We start from the raw sequence: 20074 nt of genomic DNA, 5'->3' as shown, positions 1-20074 counted from the left end.
TCTTTAACCTTTCTAAATAAGTGAGGTTATGAAATATACTGTTTTACTATTATCGATAGTTTTTTCTGTACTTATAGCTTGTACTAGTTCAAAAACTCAAAAAACTTTTGAAGATAAGCCAACTTTAAAAAGCGACACTATTCATATTGCTAATGAAGCTTTAGAATATGAAGTAATTATAATTGACGGTGGATTTACCTCTTGGTTTAATACACATGCAAAACCTAGAAATTACTATTCACAATCTTATTTAGAAGCGAGAAATAGATTTTGGGTTACCGAATGGAATAGAAGAGTGATGTTTCCTTCACAATACAATCCAAATTTGTATGAAATGGCTATTAATTATGACAGCAATACAGATTATGGCTATGAAGTAAATTATATGATTTACAACTATTTGGTCTATTTTCAATTAACAAACAAACAACAATTAGGAGGATTTGTCCCAAGAATATAACATTTATGAAAAAACTTAAAGAACGTTGGAATGTCAAAAGTAATTGGCAATTAACCCTTATTTTTATTGTATTTGCAATTACTGGTTTTAGCTCATTACAATTGGCTAAACCATTTTTAGCTCTAATTGGTATTCCAGAAACGTTTCAACCACATTGGTTGTATAGAGTTTTGCGATTGATTCTTATATTCCCTATTTATCAAGTATTGCTGGTATTGGTAGGATTTCTGTTTGGGCAATTTGAGTTCTTTTGGAAATTTGAAAAGAAGATGCTGGAACGCATGAAACTGGGCTTTATCGCAAGGTTTTTTGATTCAAAATTTAAAAAGGAGCAATAAGCTCCTTTTTTTTATTCTTGCCCTTTTCCGCCTTTAATAACGTAGGTATAAAACCAAGTAATTGTAAAGGTAGGAATCACATCTACAAATGGAATCATTTCTTCTATGAAACCAAAAATACCTGCTAGTTTACCCGCTGTTCCTTTAAACATCAACACTAGTAATAATCCTGAAATGGGCGCCCATAAAATATCTATAGCTTCTCCAAATACAGGAACTAAATAGGACAACAATCCTATTCCATCAAATAATAAACTCAAAATTAACTTTGAAGTTTTATCATTTTTTTCAGGTTGAATAGGGTTATTTATTACCGGACTAGTTACTTCTTCTGACATTTTGTTTTATGTAAATTCTATTACGAATATACAAAACAAATGCCAAATTATGCTTTATGAATCATTTTATAAAAATCGTCACGGAATTCTTTCTGATTAAAAACACCTCCATATTGCAATGTTGAAGTATAGCTACTCTCATCTTTAATACCTCTACTTGAAACACACAAATGTGTTGCTTCCATTACAATGATTACATTATCGGTTGCTAGTACCGCTTTTAATTCGTTGAAAATTTGCATAATCATGCGCTCTTGCACCTGAGGTCTTCGGGCATAATAATCTACAATTCGATTCAATTTTGATAACCCAATTACTTTTCCTGAAGAAACATAACCAATATGCGCTTTACCAACAATAGGTAAAAAGTGATGCTCACAGGTAGAATTAAAATTAATATTTGCTTCTACTAACATTTTATCATATTGATACGAATTTTCAAAAACAGATATTTTAGGTTTATTTGCTGGATTTAATCCCGAAAATATTTCTTGTACAAACATTTTTGCTACCCGATGTGGAGTTCCTTGCAAACTATCATCTGATAAATCCAATCCTAATTCTTTCATAATGATTTCAAAATGCTCCGCAATAACTTCCATTTTAGCAGCATCTGATTTTACAAAAGCATCTGGACGTAGCGGTGTATCGGCAGAAGTCATTTGATGATTATCGCCAATTATATCGTATATTTCTTTTTCAATAGTTGTATTCATAGCTATTTTTTCTTCTATTTTAACTTTGATTTGTAATACTTTCGGAGCTTTTCTAATTTTGGAGCAATAACCATTTGACAATAGCCTTGCTCTGCATTCTGGTTATAATAATTTTGATGGTAATCTTCCGCGGGATAAAAAATAGTAGCCGAAGATACTTTTGTAACAATTGATTTATCGTATAATTTTTCTTTTTCAATCAAGGCAATATAGTTTTCTGCTTTTATTTTTTGTGCTTCCGAATTATAGAAAATTTCACTTCTATATTGTGTACCCACATCAGCACCTTGACGATTCAGTGTTGTGGGGTCGTGTGTAGCAAAGAAAACTTCTAACAAATCTTCATACGCTACTTCTTCTGGATTAAAGGTAATTTGAATTGCTTCTGCATGCCCTGTAGTTCCTGTACAAATATCGCGATACGTAGGATTTTCAGTAGTACCGCCTATATAACCCGAAACTACTTTCTCTACTCCTTTTATTTCTAAAAAAATGGCCTCTGTGCACCAAAAACATCCGCCTGCAAATGTTGCTGTTTCCATACCTATTGTTGTGTAACTTTTTACTGGTTCTTTGAATTCTTGTATTATCACTGGCTTTTCTTTTGCGGTGCATGACATTACTAGCACACCAAAAAAGAACGGCATCCACTTAAATTTACTTTTCATAATTCTTTTTTTGTTTAACAAATTTAGTTATAAATTAAACACAAAATCTTTTTTAACGAAACTTTATACTTTGATGTACGACAATTGGCATCGAATAGTTTTTTTATTCCTCAAAAATCTTTGTTTCTTTGTAGAAATCTTGGATTATGATACTTGCAAAAAATCTGCATAAATTTTACGATACGTTACACGTTTTAAAAGGTGTTGATTTACATATTAAAAAAGGTGAAATTGTTTCTATTGTAGGCGCTTCTGGAGCGGGTAAAACCACTCTGTTACAAATTTTAGGCACATTAGATGCTCCTAAAAAAGAAGTTGGAACTGTATTAGAAATCAATGGTGAATCGGTATTGGATTTAAAAGATGTGGCCCTTTCTAAGTTTAGAAACACTCATTTGGGCTTTATTTTTCAATTTCATCAATTGTTACCTGAGTTTACAGCTTTAGAAAATGTATGTATTCCAGGTTTTATTGCCAATAGAGATAAAAAAGAAGTAGAAACAGAAGCTAAACGCTTGTTAACTTATTTAGGCTTGGCAGAACGAACACATCACAAACCAAGCGAGCTTTCGGGTGGTGAACAACAACGTGTGGCAGTAGCAAGAGCACTAATCAATAAGCCTGCAGTTATTTTTGCAGATGAACCTTCTGGAAATTTAGATACACATACAGCAGAAAACTTACACGAATTGTTCTTTAAATTGCGTGACGAATTTGGGCAAACCTTTGTAATTGTTACTCATAATGAAGAATTGGCCAACATGGCAGATAGAAAATTGACGATGGTAGATGGGAATATTGTGTAAACAAGTAAAAAGATAAAAGATAAAAGTAATAAGGGAAAGCAATTATCTAATTTTGGTTCTTTATTGTCTCCTTGCGAGAATTTTATGGGTGTAACAAATGACAAAAAGTGAATTAAAAGAATTTCTAGACGAAAAGGTCGAATTGTACAATAATCCAAACTTTATTGAAAGTGATCCGATTCAGATTCCGCATTTGTATTTGATAAAGGAAGATATTGAAATTGCGGGTTTTCTGGCGGCTACAATTGCATGGGGAAATCGCAAAATGATTATCAACAATGCCAAGAAAATGATGTCTTTGATGGGTAATTCACCTCATGATTTTGTGATGAGTCATACTAAATCGCAATTGGAAAACTTAGAAACATTTGTACATCGCACGTTTAATGGACAGGATTTTGTGGGATTCATCAAAGGATTGCAACACATTTATCAAAACCATAACGGATTAGAAGCGGTTTTTTCACAAGAACATCCCACGATACAACACACGATTTCTCAATTCAAACAGCATTTTTTTGAAGCACCACATTTGGCACGAACCGAAAAACACATTTCGGATCCGATGAATGGTTCGGCTGCTAAACGAATCAACATGTATTTGCGTTGGATGGTGCGCAACGACAACAAAGGCGTGGATTTAGGTATTTGGAAAAGTATTGCTTCTGCCCAATTATCTTGCCCTTTGGATGTACATTCGGGAAATGTGGCGCGAAAATTAGAGTTGTTAACTCGCAAACAAAACGATGCTAAAGCATTAGTAGAACTAGACCAAAGTTTAAGAGCATTAGACCCAAATGACCCTGTAAAGTATGATTTCGCATTATTTGGCTTGGGTGTTTTTGAAGGGTTTTAAAACAAAAAATCCTGCCGAAGCAGGAGTTTGTGGAGAAGATGGGGCTCGAACCCACGACCTCTTGACTGCCAGTCAAGCACTCTAGCCAACTGAGCTACATCCCCAAAATTTTTACGAATATAGCTTTTTTAAAGCTATAAGTTTCTTTTTGATTCGATAAAAAATTGAAGTAGCTTTACGGTTCTAAAAAAAAATCATGCACGCAGATTATATTACCGACCAAAATTTTACAGACGTTGTTTATGCTGAAAGCGATGTAAAGTATAAAGAATACGAAAATTGTACGTTTACCAATTGCGATTTTAGAGCGTGTTCGTTTATTGCGGTAACTTTTATAGATTGTAATTTTTTGGATTGTAATTTTAAAGGCACCAAAATCAACCATGTGTCGTTGCGTGATGTTTGGTTTACCAAGTGTAATTTTACGTCGGTAAACTTTGCTATGACTGACCAGATTTTGTATGAATTTCACTTTAAAGACAGCTTGCTTGATTATGCCCAGTTTTATAGTTTGAAACTCAAAAAAATGCAGTTTATCAATTGCAGCATGATTGCGGTAGATTTTATGGAAAGTGATTTGACTGAAGCGCTGTTTGACAACTGTAATTTAAGACACGCTGTGTTTATAGGTACAACTGCCAACAAAACTGATTTTTCTACCAGCTATGATTTTATTATTGACCCTGAGAAAAACAAATTGAAACGCGCTATATTTTCTACAGAGAATTTAAAAGGTTTATTGCAAAAATATGACTTGGTGATTAAATAGTTTATCGTTGCATTAGTACCTCTGGCATACCTCTAGCATACTTCTGGCATACACTCGCCATACACTCCGCATACACTCTTGATACACTAGGCATACACTCGCCTACTTTTTTTGTGTCGAAATGTTAAAGCCTCACCCCCGTAAAAATACCTGGTTACCCCCGTAAAAATACCTGTTTTTAAAAACAGGTATTTTTACTCTATTTTTTGTATTGGCAAACACTTACATTTGGCTCAAAACTTTAACAAAATGTACAGAAAATCTGTAATGCGGTTTTGGAGAGGTTATTTATATTTGGAAAATGCCAATTAATTGATGGCATAAGCTAAATTAGTACAAATATAAAACAGGGCGAATTATTAATATAATTTAACAATTTTAATTTATGGGTATTTTCGATAGTAAAGAAACTTTACAAAAAATAAAAAACATTGAAAAAAAGGCAGATAAAAGTGTTGAATTATATAGTTCTTTAGTAACTCAATTAAATAATTTAAGGCAAACAATTGCTGAAGCTCAAAAGCACAGTCCTGAATATGAGAAAGAAGCTAAACAAGCTTCAAGAAAAACCGCTGAATATAGAAATAAATCATTAGAAACGTTAAATGAAATTAATTCTCTATTTAACAATGCTACGAGTCAAAAGAACAGTATAACGGCACTTGCTAAAGAACTTTCAGATGCTATTGAAAATGTCCAAAAAGAATACAATGAGTTATTAGAATCAAATCAGTCGATTGAAACAAAAAAAGGAGAACTCTTTTCTAAAATTGAAGTAACACACTCTAAAATTGCTGAAGTAGATGAAGTATTTGAAAATCATCCTGATTTAGAAAATGATATTGAGCGTTTAGAAGATTTTCTTTCAAAAATTGAAATTATTCACGACAAATCAAATTTACTTCTAAAAACCATTACATCAAGGAAAAACGAAATCGACAGAATTCATAATGATATTTTCGGCTATGACGAAACTAACAATGAAACAAATGAAGTTAATCATATCAATGGTTTGAAAGATGAATTAGAAGAATCGTATGACGGACTTGATGAAAAATTAGATAATTTAAAATTAGAAATTGAAAAGTTAGAAAATTCATCTAACTCAAATTATAAAACATTTTTCGAAAAAAGTGAAGATTCAAACTCAAAATTATTTAATGAGTGGAATGATAAATACACCGAATTGAATAAAAAAATTGAAAACTTATTACCTAATGCATTAACAGCAGGTCTAAGTCATGCTTTCTCTGACAAAAAAGAAGAAGAAGTAAAATCATATCAAAAACACAAAACTCAATTCGGTCTAGGTATCGCAGGAATGATTTTAGTATCACTTATCCCATTCTTTTTTAGTTACAAATTCATTATTGATGCGGTTGACATTGATACTGTTATCAATAGGGCTCCTAGGTTAGTTCTTGCTATATTACCTTTATATATTCCCGTTCTTTGGCTATCGATTTCTTCGAGCAAGAAAATGAATTTATCAAAAAGGCTCATTGAAGAATATTCACATAAAGAAGTACTAAGTAAAACTTTTGAAGGACTATCACGTCAAATAGAAAATATAAATGAAGAAGAAATTTCGAGTGATTTAAGAATCTCACTTCTCCAAAATTTCTTACATATGTATTCTGAAAATCCTGGTAAACTAATCTCAAATTATGATACTTCAGACCATCCAGTCATGGAATTACTCGAAAATTCAAACAGATTAGAAAATTCAATTGAAAAACTTAACAAAATACCTGGAATGGGAAGAATATCAAATTTTTTAGAAAGAAAAAGTACAGAAAAATTAAATCAAACTGCTGAAAAAATTGAAAAAGGGTTGGATAGAGTTATTGGTCTTGAAGATGAAAATATTCAACAAAATTAATGAAGTTTAAAAATAAATATCACTGATAAAAGATATTAATAAATTACAAGGTAATGGATATATCAGAAATAGTAAGAGTTATTATTTTAAGCTTGGTCCTAGTTTATCGCTACTCCATGTAACGTCGAAACATCGGTAAAAATGAAAAAAAATGAAAAGTAAAATCAACTATGAAAATGAAGTCGAGCTAATTGATAGTGGAACTTTTATAAATTATGGTCAAGATAAACCTGTGACAATAACAATTAAAGAAGAAGATGGAACAAGTTTAGGAATTAAAGTAAAATTCAATTACGATAAATCTGCAAAAGAAGCTTCTTTTAATTTTTCGCAACAAGACACATACACATTAATTCTTACAGTAACCCATAATGGATTAATTGCTAATTATGGATATATTAATCCAGTTCTTGTAGGAACATTTAATGGGCATGAACTTTATTTCAATATCCGAATTGATATAAACGGTATTGAAGACAGTCCACTAATTCATTATTCTTGGTTTAAAGGAAAAAAAATATCATAATTATGAAAGGTTTAAACTTAGCGGAGCTTCCAAAAAATCCAGAAACTTCACATAAAATTATTGATAATACATTTGAAGAAATTAAAATGACTCGTGAATTAGGTTTTCTAGGTCAATTTTTTGGTTCTGGTAATTCAATCAAATTAAATATAGCGGGCTTATTTATATTTATTCTTGTACTCATTGGAATAATTTATACTTCATGTGTATTATTTGCTACAAACATTAATCCTAAAGCAATCGGTATTTTAGATTTTTGGGGCATAATAACTCCACTAATTACATTGGCACTCGGATATATTTTTGGAAAAAAAGAATAATATAAAAATATATTTTGATTCCTGTTTTTTCAAAAAAATTGAGTTTTAATGCTTAATTCTAATACAAAAATAAACCCCACAAAAACTCCCACCACACGGGAGTTTTTTTATACCTTTTAAAAACCGCACTTTTTAAATTCCATAATCAAAATACAAATAGTATCTTTATCCAATTATTAATTTTAAAAATCACAATGAAAAAACTATTCTCTATCTTTTCATTATTGCTTTCATGTGTGGCATTAGCACAATCTACCGATTTAGACCGCCATGATTTCAATTATTCGTATGTACAATTACCGAGCAACCCTATAGCTGAAGTAAAAAACAGAACGTATTCGTTCACTACTAACATCGACCGCAACTTGATGTATGATAAATCTAAATTCTTTTTTCAGAACCAAGTCAACATCAATGGGTTTGAAAAAAAGGAAAAAAACGGATATATCAACATTGACATTACGTTGCTAACACCAACCATTACCAAGAAAAACATTGCTACTAGAACCAGCTCCTCTAAAGACAAGAATGGCGTGGTGCGTAACACTTATTACTACACAGCTGAGCTTACGTATGCTCAAAATGGTAGTGCAAAAGTGAGCAGCTCAGATGGAAAAATTCAAAAAACCATCGACTTCACGAGAAGCAACACTATGAAAAGTAAAGAATATGATAGCTACTCAAGCGCTGAATCGTATTTTTACAACATCAACCGCACCATTTATAACAACTTTGTAACTGAAGTGGTGAATTCGTTAAACAACCAACTGAATAACGATTATGGGTATTCGGTAAAAACAGGAACCGATTACCTTTGGATTCTAGCCAATAAAAAGCACCCTGAACAAGCCGCAGAATACAAAGCATTTGAAGAAGTAAGAGCTGTTTTTGACAAAATGACTTTTAACAATCCGGTGTCAAACTTTGAAGTTGAATTGCAAAGTCCAATTCAATATTTTGAATCGTTACCAAAAAAATATGCGGAAGATTCAAAAGCGCATCGAAAAATTAGATATAGTGCCTATTTTAACTTGGCACAAATTTATAATTATTTAGATTTACCAAACAAGTCCATTGAATGGTCAAACAAGCTTGTTGAAAACGACTATGACAAAAGCGACGGTGTGAGCAATATTGAAGAATGCAACGACATGAACACTCTTTTTAAAGTGAACAAAATCAATACGAGACACTTTGCTGTTGAAACAAAAAACTTCTTTTTTGAAGAAGCTGCACCAGTAGCTAGTTCACCTAGTTATACTGCTACCAGCGCACCTTATAGTATAGATACTGATCCAAACTATATTTTGGCATATTTGGCTACAATTAAAAAAGATACCATTGCAGGTTATATCCCAAAAAGCAGAACGTTAGCTTTAAGTGATGCCATCACAGTAACCGTTAAAGATTTCCAAGGAAAGTTTTCTGAAAGAACATTTAAAGCAAATGAAATTAATCGTCTTACATTGAGTAATGGTGAAGAATTTGCATCGGTTTCATTTAAAGTAGCTGTTGATAATGGTGGTATTTCTATGTCTAGCGCTACAAAGAAATTTGTGAAAGAAATGTACACGGGTAAAAAAATCAGTGTGTACCAATATTTTAATGGCGAAATTATTATAAAAGGCACCAACGATTCGGAAGGAAAATCTAATGCCTCTGCGTCTTGGATGCTTTCACCTAAAAAACGTTTTGAGGAATTGGCCGTAGGTTGTCCTTCCCTACTTGCTCGCGTAGAAAAGAAAGAATTTAAAAACAATTTAGAAAGTATTTTACAATTTGCTGAAGCATTAGACGCTTGTAACTAATCATAAGCCGCTTTATAGTATAAAATCCCGAGTAGTACTCGGGATTTTTTATTATATGACGTCAACAACTACAAGGGTTTTGTAATTATTTATTTAAAATAATTAAATTTTTATTGTTTTTCAATAAATTTTTATTGACATTTGCAAAGTAATTATAAATTTTTCAATTATGTCAAAAACAAACAACTTCGTATTTTGGGGCTTATACGTTATAGCTTGGCTTATTTTTGTAGGCCTATCTATTGAAGCAGGAGGTTTAGTCGTTAATTTCTTTTTCAGTCTTTATAATCCTGATTTTCTTCAAAATTTGTATCAAAAATTAGACTTAATGGCTATGTATACCGAAAGTAAGTTTGCTTTTTATGGTGTGTATAGTTTTATTCTAATTATTTCCATTTTAAAAGCGATTTTATTTTATGCGGTAATTCATTTAATGCACAAAATGGATTTATCAAAACCGTTCAACACGTTTGTGGCTAAGCAAATTTCTCTAATTAGTTATTGCACGCTTTCAATAGGATTTTTAAGTCATATTGCGAGACAGTTCGTTAAAAATTTAATGCACCACGGCTTTGTTCTTGATAACTTAAATCAGTTTTGGGTAGATAGCGAAGCTTTTATTTTAATGGGAGCCGTTATTTATATTATTGCGATTATCTTTAAAAAAGGAATCGATATTCAAAACGAAAACGATTTAACGGTTTAAATTATGGCTATAGTAGTAAACTTAGATGTGATGATGGCGAAACGCAAAATGTCGCTCAATGAACTTTCAGAAAAGGTAGATATTACGTTGGCTAATTTATCTATTTTAAAAACTGGAAAGGCAAAAGCTGTTCGTTTTAGTACGTTAGAGGCCATTTGTAAAGTTTTAGATTGTCAGCCTGGTGATATTTTGGAGTATGTGGCAGAATAAAGTGTCATCATTGATTTTTTGATTTATACTTAATTTCATTCGCTTTTATATATCTTTACAACCTATTTGAAACTGTATTCAGAAGTTTTTCATAAAAACAGATTCTACAGTTTCAGCATATTAAAAATAACTATTTATGGCAGTTCAAATTTGTACGTGTGAAGGTTTAGATGTAAAATGTAAAAAGTGTTTTGGGAGCGGTTATATTCATACCAACGCTCCAGAAAAAGCAATAAAATCAGTCCCTAAAAAAGAAACTGTAAAGCAAGAATCTTTTCTTCCTGAAAATATGAATTTATTATCAAGAAAAGAAATTGAAAATATAGTGCCTAAAATCATAGATACTTTGGATTTAAAATCGAAGAAGCAAATGCAAATTCTTAATTCGATTCCATTTAATACCACCACTTTTAGAAGAGATTTTAAAGCTAAATTTGAACTCTTACAAAAAATAGAAGATGAAAAACAAGCATTACGAAATGACCTAGACGTAATTTCTGATGCGTTAACCACATCAAAATACACTATAGCATTCAATTATGGTCATTTTTTATCTGATAAAATTATGGATGTAACTTCTAATCGAGAACTTAAAACTTTAATTAGAGCCTACAAAAAACTTAAAAAATAAAAATCATAAACAGAAAAATCCTGAGTAATGCTTGGGATTTTTTGTTTATAAGATTGTGTTTAAACTAATTTAATGTTTGATAAATTGTAAGAATTTTTTATTATTTTTGAGAAACGCTAGTTTATAGCGCATATACACCCAAAATTGGGTAGATTGGCGCTACTTTGTAGCGCATATAAACAAGTTAGCCGTCAGTTTGGCGGAACGCTGAAAAAACAAGATGTAAAGTAAAAATAGAATGATAAAAGAAAATAAACAATCGAATTTTTTAACCATTTTTAAAGTTGGTTTAACTTGTATATTTATTGGTGGATTTATTGGAGCGATTACAAATATGATTAATGGTGCAATTAGTCCTAATTATTTTCGAATTGTTATGGGTTGGGATTTTGAAGATATTTGGATTGCAAGTGTTGCGCAAGGAATATTTGAAGGATTAATTTACGGTGTAATTTTCTCTTTAATATTTACAACAGGATTTGGAATTATTACAAAAGGAAATGCAACTTATAATTTTGCGATAAAACAACTATTGAAAATAATATTAATAGTTTTTAGTTGTTGGATAATTGGAGGAATAATTGCAATTCTTCTCGCTTCTTTGAGTCCAGAATTTTATAAATCTCACTATTACAATGTTCCGAAAGAGAAAATCGAAATGCTGAAATACGCTTGGGTTGGAGGTTCAATTTGGGGCGGAATGATTGGCGGATTATTAAGTGCTGTATTTGGAGTTGTAGTAATTAAAAATAATTGGGAAGAAAAAACAGAAACTGAATAAAAAACCGAACGGCTAACAGGCGTTTGGCAAGATTGCGAATTTTGTAGTAAATACACGTTTATTTCTCGCAAGAAATTTTATCTTTGATAGAAAATAATCAGTTCCGAAGTTCGCAACCTCGCCAAGCGCCGGAACGTTAGCAGAAATTTTTAGAAACATCATGAATATCATTCTAGAGATAAAACATTTTTTTCAAAGAAGAAAAGCCTTAAATCAGATTTTTGATGATATTAAGAATCTGGATGAAGTATTGTTGAATAAACGAATTGAAATATTCAATGAAGTGGTAACTCCTAGATTTGCAGAAATTGGTCTAACAAATTGGGATGGGAAATATTTGTGGTTTAGCGATTTTAATGAAGAAGGAATTAAGCACGTTATTGAGTACAATGTCTTTAAGGTATTTGGAGGTTCATTTTCTTATGGAAATTGCTTCGAAAAAGTTCCAACTATAAGTGGAGGTAATAAAATGATTTACCATAGAACAAACAGAAGTACTAAAATAATCTATTACAAAAAATTTCCAGGATGGGAAAAAAGCGACAATGAAAATAGCCCTACAAATGTTGATAAAATTAGTACTGTAAATGAAACCCGATTTAGAGAAACTTTAAGTGATGTGTTAGATAGGAATCTTCCAATAGTACAACAATGGTTTAAAAATAATCAGACAATACAACAAAACATTTCTAATTTAATAATTGATCAAAAAAATTACAAAGCAGATTTAATACAACGTATAATCAGTTTTGAATATGTCCTGGGTTTTTTATTTGCTCAGCAAAAAGATTTTCAGTCTAGTAAAAAATGGATAGAAAAACATTTCCTGAAAAAAATTCACAACGAGCAAGAAATGAATCTTATCATCAATAAGCTTAAGGAGTTTAGCAATTAAAACTTCTGCTAACAGCCGTTTGTAGCAATTGCTAGGCTTGGCTTGCGTTCGGAATTTTCTTCGAAAATTCTAAAGTAGTTTTGTACTTGTAAACTTTTGTTATAAATTTACGCAACTGCCACAAGCGGCCTAACGTTGTAAAACAGTTTAGAAATGACACTTGAAAATTTTCTTCTAATATTATTACTGATTTTTATTATTTATATAATTTATAAATCAATGACTCTTCAAACAAAAGAAGAAAAAGAATACAATGAAAGGATAAAAAACAGTCTTGAAGAACAATATATTATTGATCCAGAAACTGGAGCAAAATTGACTTTAGAACAAGCTGAATCAGGAGTATGGGATGAAAATCAAGTTGAATATTTTTCAGAAACTGATTATGAAAAAATACTTGTAAATGAAGAAAAAAATGCAGAATTAGCTATCGATTTCTATCGTAGAAATAAAAATTATATAAAAACGAAATTTGATGACTCAGAAATTGAAATTCTTGAAAACACTCTTACGTTATCAAAATATGATGAATGGGATTATTCAAATTGTTTAGCTAACGAAAACCGAACTAAAATATTTTTTGTACCATCTGTCAGAATTGCAAAATTAAACTATAGAGAATCGCAAATTATGTATTGGATTAAAATTCAAAACATTTATGGGCATTATTATCTATACGAAGTAAATAAAGCTGAAAGAATTTTAATAAATTCTACTGAAAAAGAAAGTGTTTTTTATAATAACTATTATTGTAAAACTTTAAAAAAATCACATAATCTTACAAACTTAAAATTTATTTTAAATAAAATTTCAGAACTAAAGGGATTTGAGTTTGAAATTATTAACGATAATCTTTTTATAAAATCTACTTGTTTAGTTTGCAAACTTGATATTGATAATGCAGAAGAACTAATAAATAAGTTTGCTAACAGCGGTTTACTTCAATAGCTACTTTCAGATTTTCCTACGGAAAATCCGCTGCTGAATGGAATGTTTTGTTATATTTGTTATGGCTTGGTGTTGGTAAACGCCACTGAAATCAAGCCGTAGAACGTTAAAAATCAACTTAAAAAAAGCTGTTTATGGCTACTCGCCATTTTTAAAGTATAAACAAAAAAATCCCGAGCTCACACTCGGGATTTACTATTTTAAAACCTGTCAGGTTTGCAATTTATTTCAAACTCGCTAAACTTTGTTCTAAAGTCGCTATTTTGGCTAGAGCGTCGGCTTCTTTTTTACGTTCGTTTGCAATTACTTGCTCTGGTGCGCCGGCTACGAATTTCTCGTTAGACAATTTCCCTTGTACTGAGCGTAAGAACCCTTTGATGTAGTTTAACTCTTCGGTTAATTTTGCAATTTCTGCTTCTACATCAATGTTTCCTGTAATTGGAATAAAATATTCATTCGATTTCACACGATACGATAACGCACCATCTACTTTATCTGAAACGTATTCTAAAGTCGTAACATTTCCTAACTTCTGAATTACTGAATCAAAATAGGTTGACGCTTTTTCGTTGTTCACTACTTTTAATTCCATCTCATCTTTAAACGGAATGTTTTTGTCTTTACGAATCGTTCTAATTCCAGAAATAACTTCCGTTGCAAAATCAAAATCAGCAATTAATTTTGCGTCAAACGCTTTCGCTTTTGGCCATTCTGAAACGATTAACGCTTGTTCTGGCGTTCTTTCGGTAATGTGTTGCCAAATTTCCTCTGTTAAAAACGGCATGAACGGATGCAACAATTTCAAGTTGTTTTCTAACATTTCAATTGCTTTTTCAAACGTAGCGCGATCGTTAGGTTGTTGATAACCTGGTTTGATCATTTCTAAGAACCACGAACAAAAATCGTCCCAAACCAATTTGTAAATTGCCATTAAAGCATCGGATAAACGGTATTTATCAAAATTATCTTCGATTTCGGCTAAGGTTTGTTGCAACTTCGCTTCGTACCATTCAATCGCTACTTTAGACGATTCTGGTTGAGCAATATCCGCTACTTCCCAACCTTTGATTAGTTTGAATGCATTCCAAATTTTATTAGAGAAACCTTTTCCTTGGTTGCATAATTCTTCGTCGAATAAAATATCATTTCCTGCCGAAGCACTCAATAACAATCCCACACGAACTCCATCTGCACCAAATTTTTCAATTAGTCCAAGCGGTTCAGGCGAATTCCCTAAAGATTTCGACATTTTACGACCTTGTTTATCACGAACTAATCCCGTTAAATATACGTTTGAAAATGGTTTTTCGCCTGCATATTCATAACCTGCAATAATCATTCGCGCTACCCAGAAGAATAAAATATCGGGTCCCGTAACTAAATCATTAGTAGGATAATAATATTTAAAATCTTCGCTTTCTGGATTCAAAATTCCACCAAAAACCGCCATTGGCCATAACCATGAAGAGAACCAAGTATCAAGTGCGTCAGCGTCCTGACGTAAGTCAGCAGTGGTCAGTGTTGAGTTGCCAGTTTTTGCTTTCGCAAGCTCAAGCGCTTTTTCTATGTTTTCAGCTACTACGAAATCTTCTTTTCCATCGCCATAATAATAAGCCGGAATTTGTTGTCCCCACCACAATTGACGTGAAATATTCCAATCACGAATGTTGTTTAACCAATGCGCATAGGTATTGTTAAAACGGCTTGGATATAATTTGATTTCGTCTGATTCTAAAACGGCTTTGATAGCAGGTTTTACTAAATCTTCCATTTTTAAGAACCATTGGTCGGATAATCTCGGTTCGATTACCGCTTTGGTTCTTTCAGAAGTTCCTACTTTATTTAAATGTGTTTCGGTTTTTGCTAAGGCTCCGATAGTTTCTAATTCTTTAGCAATTTCTTCACGAACTACAAATCTATCTTTTCCTTGATAATGCAATCCGTATGAATTCAAAGACGCATCTTCATTGAAAATATCGATGATTTCCAAATTGTGTTTATCACCTAACACTTTATCGTTGGTATCATGAGCAGGCGTTACTTTTAAACAACCTGTACCGAATTCTACATCTACATATTCGTCTTCTATAATTGGTACTACTCTACCACAAATTGGAACAATTGCCTTCTTCCCTTTTAAATGCGAAAAACGTTCGTCATTCGGATTGATACAAATAGCTGTATCTCCAAAAATCGTTTCTGGACGAGTCGTAGCAACAGTTAAGAAATCTTCCGAACCTTCAATTTTATATTTGATGAAATATAATTTTCCTTGACGTTCTTCAAAGATTACTTCTTCGTCTGATAACGTAGTTTTCGCTTCTGGATCCCAGTTTACCATTCGGTAACCGCGATAAATCAAACCTTTGTTGTATAAATCTACAAAGGAGTGAATTACTGAAGCCGACATATCGTCATCCATAGTAAACTTAGTACGACTCCAATCGCAAGAACAACCTAATTGTTTTAATTGCTCTAAGATGGTTCCACCGTATTTTTCGGTCCAATCCCAAGCGTGTTTTAGGAATTCTTCACGCGTTAAATCGTTTTTATTGATGCCTTCTTCTTTTAACTTGGCTACTACTTTAGCTTCGGTTGCAATAGAGGCATGATCCGTTCCTGGCACCCAACAAGCGTTGAACCCTTTTAAACGCGCACGACGAATTAATACATCTTGAATCGTGTTATTCAACATGTGTCCCATATGTAAGACTCCTGTTACGTTTGGTGGTGGAATTACAATGGTGTATGGCGTTCTATGGTCGGGCTTGGATGTAAAATAATCGTTTTTCATCCAGTAGACGTACCATTTTTGTTCTACTTCTTTAGCGTTGAATTGTGCAGGAATCATTATATTTTTTTCTTGTTTAATTGTTGAATCGTTAAACGGTTGAATCGTTCGTTTTAACTTTACAAAACTTAGTTTGGTATGTTTTTTGTATTACTATGTGCAAAAGTAACTATATCACGAAAATAAAAAAAATGTTAAGAGTAGTTTGTTGGTTGCTTTTATTTAATTATTTTTACAACAACCTATTAATTTATAAGATGATGAAAAAATTACTTGTTTTTTTAACTGTATTCGTTGGAATGACTTCATTAGCTCAAACTGGCCCAAAGATTGAGTTTAAAGAAGAGACCATCAATTATGGAGAAGTGGAAAAGGGAAAAGATGATGGAATTCGAATTTTTGAATTCACTAATACTGGTGATGAGCCTTTATATATTAAAAATGCAAAATCAAGCTGTGGTTGTACTGTACCTGAATGGCCAAAAGAAGCAATTGCTCCAGGAGGCAAAGGACAAATTAAAGTACAATATAATATGAACCCAGGTCCGATAAGCAAAACCATTACTATTGAGAGTAATGCGGTTAACAAACCAAATGGTATGGTGCCATTACGAATTAAAGGAACTGTAATCGTTAAAGAAGAAGTTAGTCCTTTAGTAAAGAAGAAAACCTTTCCCAACTCATAATTAAAAAGTCCCAATTAAATTGGGACTTTTTTTATAGTAGTTTTTCTAACTTGAACTTAAATGTTAATTGTTGTCCTAATCTTTCAACAACTATAGTTATAATTTTTCCATCTTCTGATTGAAATAAATCAGATATTGACTGAATGGTAAGTATATGTGATGATTTGCCATTAATTTTAACAATTCTATCGCCTATTTTTAATCCTATTTTTTCTGCCGGAGAATCTTTTCTGATGGCATAAATTTCATAAACAGGTTTGAGTTCATATCTGTATTTTTTAGATTCATCATTTAACATTAATTCGTTTAAATTCAATTGATTATTAGATGTATTCAATTTAATCTCTTCTTTAATCCATTGTAAACCTGAATGTTGCAATTCAATCCCCGACATATTATAATTGAATGGTTTATTGAAAAAATCATTCTTCTTGTAATATACTTTTTGATTTTCGTAATCAATTAGCCAGTTAAATCGTTTTGTAATTGCTCCACCTAAAGAACCATTTCTACTTTTTATTAAATTATGTTGTGGAAAGGAAATACTATCTGGAAAAGAAACTAAAGCATCCTGGATTTTATAGTTTACCATCTCAATTTTTTTTACTCTTGATCGTTTACCAAAAATATCTCCACCTAAGCCACGACCTAAAACATCATCAAAAAAAAGTTTTGGAGTTTTAATTGTATCATTTTCAAACAACCATAAACCATCTCCTAGCCCAGTATCTATTAGCAATTTAAAATTTTGTAACTTGTCATCAATCCCTAATTTCAAATCAATATATGGCTTATCTTCAATAAGTTGAATATTGCTGCTTGTGTATTTTTTTGCTTTTTTGGAAAGAACATTTTCTTTGCTTTTATGGAGAATAATTTCTTGCGTATCATATTTTATTTCCACTAAAAAATCTTTAAAAAAACTTGCGCCAACAATCCCATTAATAGGAACTCCTAATTTATTTACAATATTTACGCCTTGACTGTCAATGATTAATATTTCAAAATTTGAGTCTTCATATTCTTTAACTTTCATGTTGTTTTTTTGAGAAACAATAGCTTCAATTGGTTCTCCCAAACCAATACCTCTAAATGTTACTTTTCTAGGATTGAAAATTTCTAATGAGTCTTTTTCTGGAAAACAAAATAATAGGTTTCTATCAGAACCCGTATCTAATATCATATTCAAAGGCGCATTATTGAGTGTGATGTTCATAATAATTAAATTATGAGTCAACTCAAAAGGAATTTTGATTTTAGTTTTATTGGAATTCCATTTCGTTTGTGCAAAAACTGATGTTATGGCAAAAAGCATTAGGGAAAATTGCACTATTCTTCTCATAACCAATTTTATATCATAAATGTAAGAAATTATTTCTTAATGGTTATATATTTAACACATTTTAAATAGTAAAATTGCTTATATCACAAAAAAAAATCGCAATTTTGCGAATCTTTAAAAAATATATCATGCCAAAAGTTTCAATTAAAGGACAACAAATGCCTGAATCGCCAATTAGAAAATTGGTTCCCTATGCAGAAATTGCTAAGAAAAAAGGACATAAAGTATATCATTTAAATATTGGACAACCAGATATTAAAACGCCAGAAGTAGCGCTACAAGCAGTTAAAAATGCTGATATTAGTGTTTTAGAATATAGCCATTCTGCTGGTTTTGAAAGTTATAGAACAAAACTTTCTCAATATTATAAAAACCACGGACTCCCAATAGACACTCAAGATATTATTATCACTACTGGTGGATCTGAAGCTTTGCTTTTTGCAATGGGGAGTACTATGGATGCTGGAGATGAAATTATCATTCCTGAGCCATTTTACGCAAATTATAATGGCTTTTCTACAGCATCTGGTGTAAAAGTAGTTCCTGTAATTTCTGGTATTGAAACAGGATTTGCTTTACCTCCAATTGAAGCTTTTGAGAAATTAATTACCTCTAAAACAAAAGCTATTTTAATTTGTAATCCAGGTAACCCAACAGGTTATTTGTATTCAAAAGAAGAAATTTTAAAATTAGCTGAAATTGTTAAAAAACACGATTTATTTTTAATTGCCGACGAAGTATATAGAGAATTTATTTATGATGGAGAAGAGCATTTCTCAGTAATGAATGTTCCAGGATTAGAAGAACATGCTATTATGATTGATTCGGTATCAAAGCGTTATAGTATGTGTGGAGCGCGTATTGGATGTATTGTTTCTAAAAATACAGCGGTAATGTCTACTGCTATGAAATTTGCACAAGCTCGTTTAAGTCCTCCAACTTATGCACAAATTGCTAGTGAAGCAGCTTTAGATACACCTCAAAGCTATTTTGATGCGGTTATTTCTGAGTACAAAGATCGTAGAGATACATTAATTACAGAATTACAAAAAATAGAAGGTATAACTGTAGCAACTCCTAAAGGTGCTTTTTACTGTATTGCTAAATTGCCTATTGACAATGCTGATAAATTTGCACAATGGTTATTAGAATCATATGATTTCAATTGTGAAACGGTTATGGTTGCTCCAGCAGCAGGGTTTTATTCTACCCCTAATGTAGGGTTAGACGAAGTTCGTATTGCTTATGTTTTAAAGAAAGATGATTTAATTAAATCGGTTCAAATTTTGAAAGAAGCGATTTCTGTTTACAACCAAAAATAATTTATTACTTCATATTAAAAAGAGCTCATTTTATGAGCTCTTTTTTTGCTTATTTATTTTGATAAAAAAAAGCGACACTTTAATCAGTGCCGCTTGTAATTCCTAAATATTATTATCTTACTAATGAAAAATGTGCTTTAAACTGTTTTGCAGCACCATTTTCTGTATAGTCTATTGTAAACCAGTAATCAGTTGATGGTAATTGTTGGTTATTAAACGTTCCGTCCCAACCGTCACTGCCATCCGTAGCACTTAGTTGTTTGATTAATTTTCCA

Annotated in this window: 23 protein-coding genes and 1 tRNA gene; 17 read left to right on the top strand and 7 right to left on the bottom strand. The window is 31.6% G+C overall.

Annotation, left to right across the window (positions count from 1 at the left end):
- The first annotated feature begins 28 nt into the window (after positions 1 to 28).
- Positions 29 to 460 carry a DUF6146 family protein gene (locus tag VK164_RS03280; RefSeq protein WP_324207977.1) on the top strand — a complete coding sequence of 144 codons (432 nt, stop codon included), beginning with the start codon at positions 29 to 31 and terminating at the stop codon, positions 458 to 460.
- 5 nt (positions 461 to 465) lie between these two features.
- Positions 466 to 798 (top strand): DUF6787 family protein, encoded by a 333-nt coding sequence (locus tag VK164_RS03275; RefSeq protein ID WP_324207976.1) that lies wholly within the window; start codon positions 466 to 468, stop codon positions 796 to 798.
- A gap of 11 nt (positions 799 to 809) precedes the next feature.
- On the opposite strand, the gene VK164_RS03270 is transcribed toward VK164_RS03275, so the two are convergent.
- The 3 genes from VK164_RS03270 to msrA are packed head-to-tail and all read right to left on the bottom strand — an operon-like array spanning position 810 to position 2394.
- Positions 810 to 1136, bottom strand: a complete 327-nt coding sequence (locus VK164_RS03270; RefSeq protein ID WP_324207975.1) for a hypothetical protein — start codon at positions 1134 to 1136, stop codon at positions 810 to 812.
- Between the two features lie 47 nt (positions 1137 to 1183).
- Complete coding sequence (folE, locus tag VK164_RS03265) at positions 1184 to 1852, bottom strand: GTP cyclohydrolase I FolE (RefSeq protein WP_324207974.1); 669 nt, start codon at positions 1850 to 1852, stop codon at positions 1184 to 1186.
- Positions 1853 to 1866: 14 nt separating this feature from the next.
- Positions 1867 to 2394 (bottom strand): peptide-methionine (S)-S-oxide reductase MsrA, encoded by a 528-nt coding sequence (msrA, locus tag VK164_RS03260; protein WP_324208192.1) that lies wholly within the window; start codon positions 2392 to 2394, stop codon positions 1867 to 1869.
- A 272-nt stretch (positions 2395 to 2666) separates the two neighbouring features.
- On the opposite strand from msrA, the gene VK164_RS03255 reads away from it, so the two are divergent.
- Both VK164_RS03255 and VK164_RS03250 read left to right on the top strand, forming a co-directional pair.
- A complete protein-coding gene (locus VK164_RS03255; RefSeq protein WP_324207973.1) occupies positions 2667 to 3326 on the top strand; it encodes an ABC transporter ATP-binding protein in 660 nt (219 codons plus the stop codon).
- A 97-nt stretch (positions 3327 to 3423) separates the two neighbouring features.
- Positions 3424 to 4182: a TIGR02757 family protein gene (locus VK164_RS03250; RefSeq protein ID WP_324207972.1), complete on the top strand. Its 759-nt coding sequence runs from the start codon at positions 3424 to 3426 to the stop codon at positions 4180 to 4182.
- 30 nt (positions 4183 to 4212) lie between these two features.
- On the opposite strand, the gene VK164_RS03245 is transcribed toward VK164_RS03250, so the two are convergent.
- Positions 4213 to 4286 (bottom strand) — tRNA-Ala (locus VK164_RS03245).
- Between the two features lie 92 nt (positions 4287 to 4378).
- Between VK164_RS03245 and VK164_RS03240 the strand changes: the two genes are divergently transcribed.
- The 11 genes from VK164_RS03240 to VK164_RS03190 all read left to right on the top strand — a co-directional run bounded on the left by VK164_RS03240 (position 4379) and on the right by VK164_RS03190 (position 13658).
- Entirely contained in the window at positions 4379 to 4951 is a 573-nt protein-coding gene (locus VK164_RS03240) for a pentapeptide repeat-containing protein (RefSeq protein ID WP_324207971.1), read from the top strand.
- Positions 4952 to 5336: 385 nt separating this feature from the next.
- Positions 5337 to 6833: a hypothetical protein gene (locus tag VK164_RS03235; RefSeq protein ID WP_324207970.1), complete on the top strand. Its 1497-nt coding sequence runs from the start codon at positions 5337 to 5339 to the stop codon at positions 6831 to 6833.
- A gap of 151 nt (positions 6834 to 6984) precedes the next feature.
- The gene (locus VK164_RS03230; protein WP_324207969.1) at positions 6985 to 7359 is read left to right on the top strand and encodes a DUF6864 domain-containing function; all 375 of its coding nucleotides are present in this window, start codon (positions 6985 to 6987) and stop codon (positions 7357 to 7359) included.
- A 2-nt stretch (positions 7360 to 7361) separates the two neighbouring features.
- Positions 7362 to 7679 (top strand): hypothetical protein, encoded by a 318-nt coding sequence (locus VK164_RS03225; protein ID WP_324207968.1) that lies wholly within the window; start codon positions 7362 to 7364, stop codon positions 7677 to 7679.
- 194 nt (positions 7680 to 7873) lie between these two features.
- On the top strand, positions 7874 to 9487 hold the full coding sequence (locus VK164_RS03220; protein ID WP_324207967.1) for a hypothetical protein: 1614 nt from the start codon (positions 7874 to 7876) through the stop codon (positions 9485 to 9487).
- 169 nt (positions 9488 to 9656) lie between these two features.
- Complete coding sequence (locus VK164_RS03215; protein ID WP_324207966.1) at positions 9657 to 10193, top strand: DUF2975 domain-containing protein; 537 nt, start codon at positions 9657 to 9659, stop codon at positions 10191 to 10193.
- 3 nt (positions 10194 to 10196) lie between these two features.
- Positions 10197 to 10403: a helix-turn-helix transcriptional regulator gene (locus VK164_RS03210; protein ID WP_324207965.1), complete on the top strand. Its 207-nt coding sequence runs from the start codon at positions 10197 to 10199 to the stop codon at positions 10401 to 10403.
- Between the two features lie 136 nt (positions 10404 to 10539).
- On the top strand, positions 10540 to 11034 hold the full coding sequence (locus tag VK164_RS03205) for a hypothetical protein (RefSeq protein ID WP_324207964.1): 495 nt from the start codon (positions 10540 to 10542) through the stop codon (positions 11032 to 11034).
- Positions 11035 to 11272: 238 nt separating this feature from the next.
- Positions 11273 to 11815, top strand: a complete 543-nt coding sequence (locus VK164_RS03200) for a hypothetical protein (protein WP_324207963.1) — start codon at positions 11273 to 11275, stop codon at positions 11813 to 11815.
- Between the two features lie 160 nt (positions 11816 to 11975).
- Complete coding sequence (locus tag VK164_RS03195) at positions 11976 to 12710, top strand: hypothetical protein (protein WP_324207962.1); 735 nt, start codon at positions 11976 to 11978, stop codon at positions 12708 to 12710.
- Positions 12711 to 12929: 219 nt separating this feature from the next.
- Positions 12930 to 13658, top strand: coding sequence for a hypothetical protein (locus tag VK164_RS03190; protein WP_324207961.1), 729 nt, complete (start codon positions 12930 to 12932; stop codon positions 13656 to 13658).
- 223 nt (positions 13659 to 13881) lie between these two features.
- Here the strand turns inward: VK164_RS03190 and VK164_RS03185 are convergent, their stop codons facing one another.
- Positions 13882 to 16512, bottom strand: coding sequence for a valine--tRNA ligase (locus VK164_RS03185; protein WP_324208191.1), 2631 nt, complete (start codon positions 16510 to 16512; stop codon positions 13882 to 13884).
- 197 nt (positions 16513 to 16709) lie between these two features.
- Here VK164_RS03185 and VK164_RS03180 point away from each other — a divergent pair, with 197 nt between their 5' ends.
- Positions 16710 to 17135: a DUF1573 domain-containing protein gene (locus VK164_RS03180; protein ID WP_324207960.1), complete on the top strand. Its 426-nt coding sequence runs from the start codon at positions 16710 to 16712 to the stop codon at positions 17133 to 17135.
- A 31-nt stretch (positions 17136 to 17166) separates the two neighbouring features.
- Here the strand turns inward: VK164_RS03180 and VK164_RS03175 are convergent, their stop codons facing one another.
- A complete protein-coding gene (locus tag VK164_RS03175) occupies positions 17167 to 18477 on the bottom strand; it encodes a PDZ domain-containing protein (protein WP_324207959.1) in 1311 nt (436 codons plus the stop codon).
- A gap of 128 nt (positions 18478 to 18605) precedes the next feature.
- Between VK164_RS03175 and VK164_RS03170 the strand changes: the two genes are divergently transcribed.
- Positions 18606 to 19799, top strand: a complete 1194-nt coding sequence (locus VK164_RS03170) for a pyridoxal phosphate-dependent aminotransferase (RefSeq protein ID WP_324207958.1) — start codon at positions 18606 to 18608, stop codon at positions 19797 to 19799.
- A gap of 112 nt (positions 19800 to 19911) precedes the next feature.
- On the opposite strand, the gene VK164_RS03165 is transcribed toward VK164_RS03170, so the two are convergent.
- A complete protein-coding gene (locus tag VK164_RS03165) occupies positions 19912 to 20064 on the bottom strand; it encodes a T9SS type B sorting domain-containing protein (RefSeq protein ID WP_324208190.1) in 153 nt (50 codons plus the stop codon).
- Between the last annotated feature and the right edge of the window lie 10 nt (positions 20065 to 20074).

Source organism: Flavobacterium sp., assembly GCF_035299005.1.
Classification (GTDB): Bacteria; Bacteroidota; Bacteroidia; order Flavobacteriales; family Flavobacteriaceae; genus Flavobacterium.
Note: the sequence above shows the minus strand (reverse complement) of the source record. Positions and strands in the feature narration are given on the sequence as shown.

Coding starts and splice junctions, on each gene's coding strand:
- VK164_RS03280 (WP_324207977.1), top strand. CDS start 29: ATGAAATATACTGTTTTACTATTATCGATAGTTTTTTCTGTACTTATA.
- VK164_RS03275 (WP_324207976.1), top strand. CDS start 466: ATGAAAAAACTTAAAGAACGTTGGAATGTCAAAAGTAATTGGCAATTA.
- VK164_RS03270 (WP_324207975.1), bottom strand. CDS start 1,136: ATGTCAGAAGAAGTAACTAGTCCGGTAATAAATAACCCTATTCAACCT.
- folE (WP_324207974.1), bottom strand. CDS start 1,852: ATGAATACAACTATTGAAAAAGAAATATACGATATAATTGGCGATAAT.
- msrA (WP_324208192.1), bottom strand. CDS start 2,394: ATGGAAACAGCAACATTTGCAGGCGGATGTTTTTGGTGCACAGAGGCC.
- VK164_RS03255 (WP_324207973.1), top strand. CDS start 2,667: ATGATACTTGCAAAAAATCTGCATAAATTTTACGATACGTTACACGTT.
- VK164_RS03250 (WP_324207972.1), top strand. CDS start 3,424: ATGACAAAAAGTGAATTAAAAGAATTTCTAGACGAAAAGGTCGAATTG.
- VK164_RS03240 (WP_324207971.1), top strand. CDS start 4,379: ATGCACGCAGATTATATTACCGACCAAAATTTTACAGACGTTGTTTAT.
- VK164_RS03235 (WP_324207970.1), top strand. CDS start 5,337: ATGGGTATTTTCGATAGTAAAGAAACTTTACAAAAAATAAAAAACATT.
- VK164_RS03230 (WP_324207969.1), top strand. CDS start 6,985: ATGAAAAGTAAAATCAACTATGAAAATGAAGTCGAGCTAATTGATAGT.
- VK164_RS03225 (WP_324207968.1), top strand. CDS start 7,362: ATGAAAGGTTTAAACTTAGCGGAGCTTCCAAAAAATCCAGAAACTTCA.
- VK164_RS03220 (WP_324207967.1), top strand. CDS start 7,874: ATGAAAAAACTATTCTCTATCTTTTCATTATTGCTTTCATGTGTGGCA.
- VK164_RS03215 (WP_324207966.1), top strand. CDS start 9,657: ATGTCAAAAACAAACAACTTCGTATTTTGGGGCTTATACGTTATAGCT.
- VK164_RS03210 (WP_324207965.1), top strand. CDS start 10,197: ATGGCTATAGTAGTAAACTTAGATGTGATGATGGCGAAACGCAAAATG.
- VK164_RS03205 (WP_324207964.1), top strand. CDS start 10,540: ATGGCAGTTCAAATTTGTACGTGTGAAGGTTTAGATGTAAAATGTAAA.
- VK164_RS03200 (WP_324207963.1), top strand. CDS start 11,273: ATGATAAAAGAAAATAAACAATCGAATTTTTTAACCATTTTTAAAGTT.
- VK164_RS03195 (WP_324207962.1), top strand. CDS start 11,976: ATGAATATCATTCTAGAGATAAAACATTTTTTTCAAAGAAGAAAAGCC.
- VK164_RS03190 (WP_324207961.1), top strand. CDS start 12,930: ATGACTCTTCAAACAAAAGAAGAAAAAGAATACAATGAAAGGATAAAA.
- VK164_RS03180 (WP_324207960.1), top strand. CDS start 16,710: ATGAAAAAATTACTTGTTTTTTTAACTGTATTCGTTGGAATGACTTCA.
- VK164_RS03175 (WP_324207959.1), bottom strand. CDS start 18,477: ATGAGAAGAATAGTGCAATTTTCCCTAATGCTTTTTGCCATAACATCA.
- VK164_RS03170 (WP_324207958.1), top strand. CDS start 18,606: ATGCCAAAAGTTTCAATTAAAGGACAACAAATGCCTGAATCGCCAATT.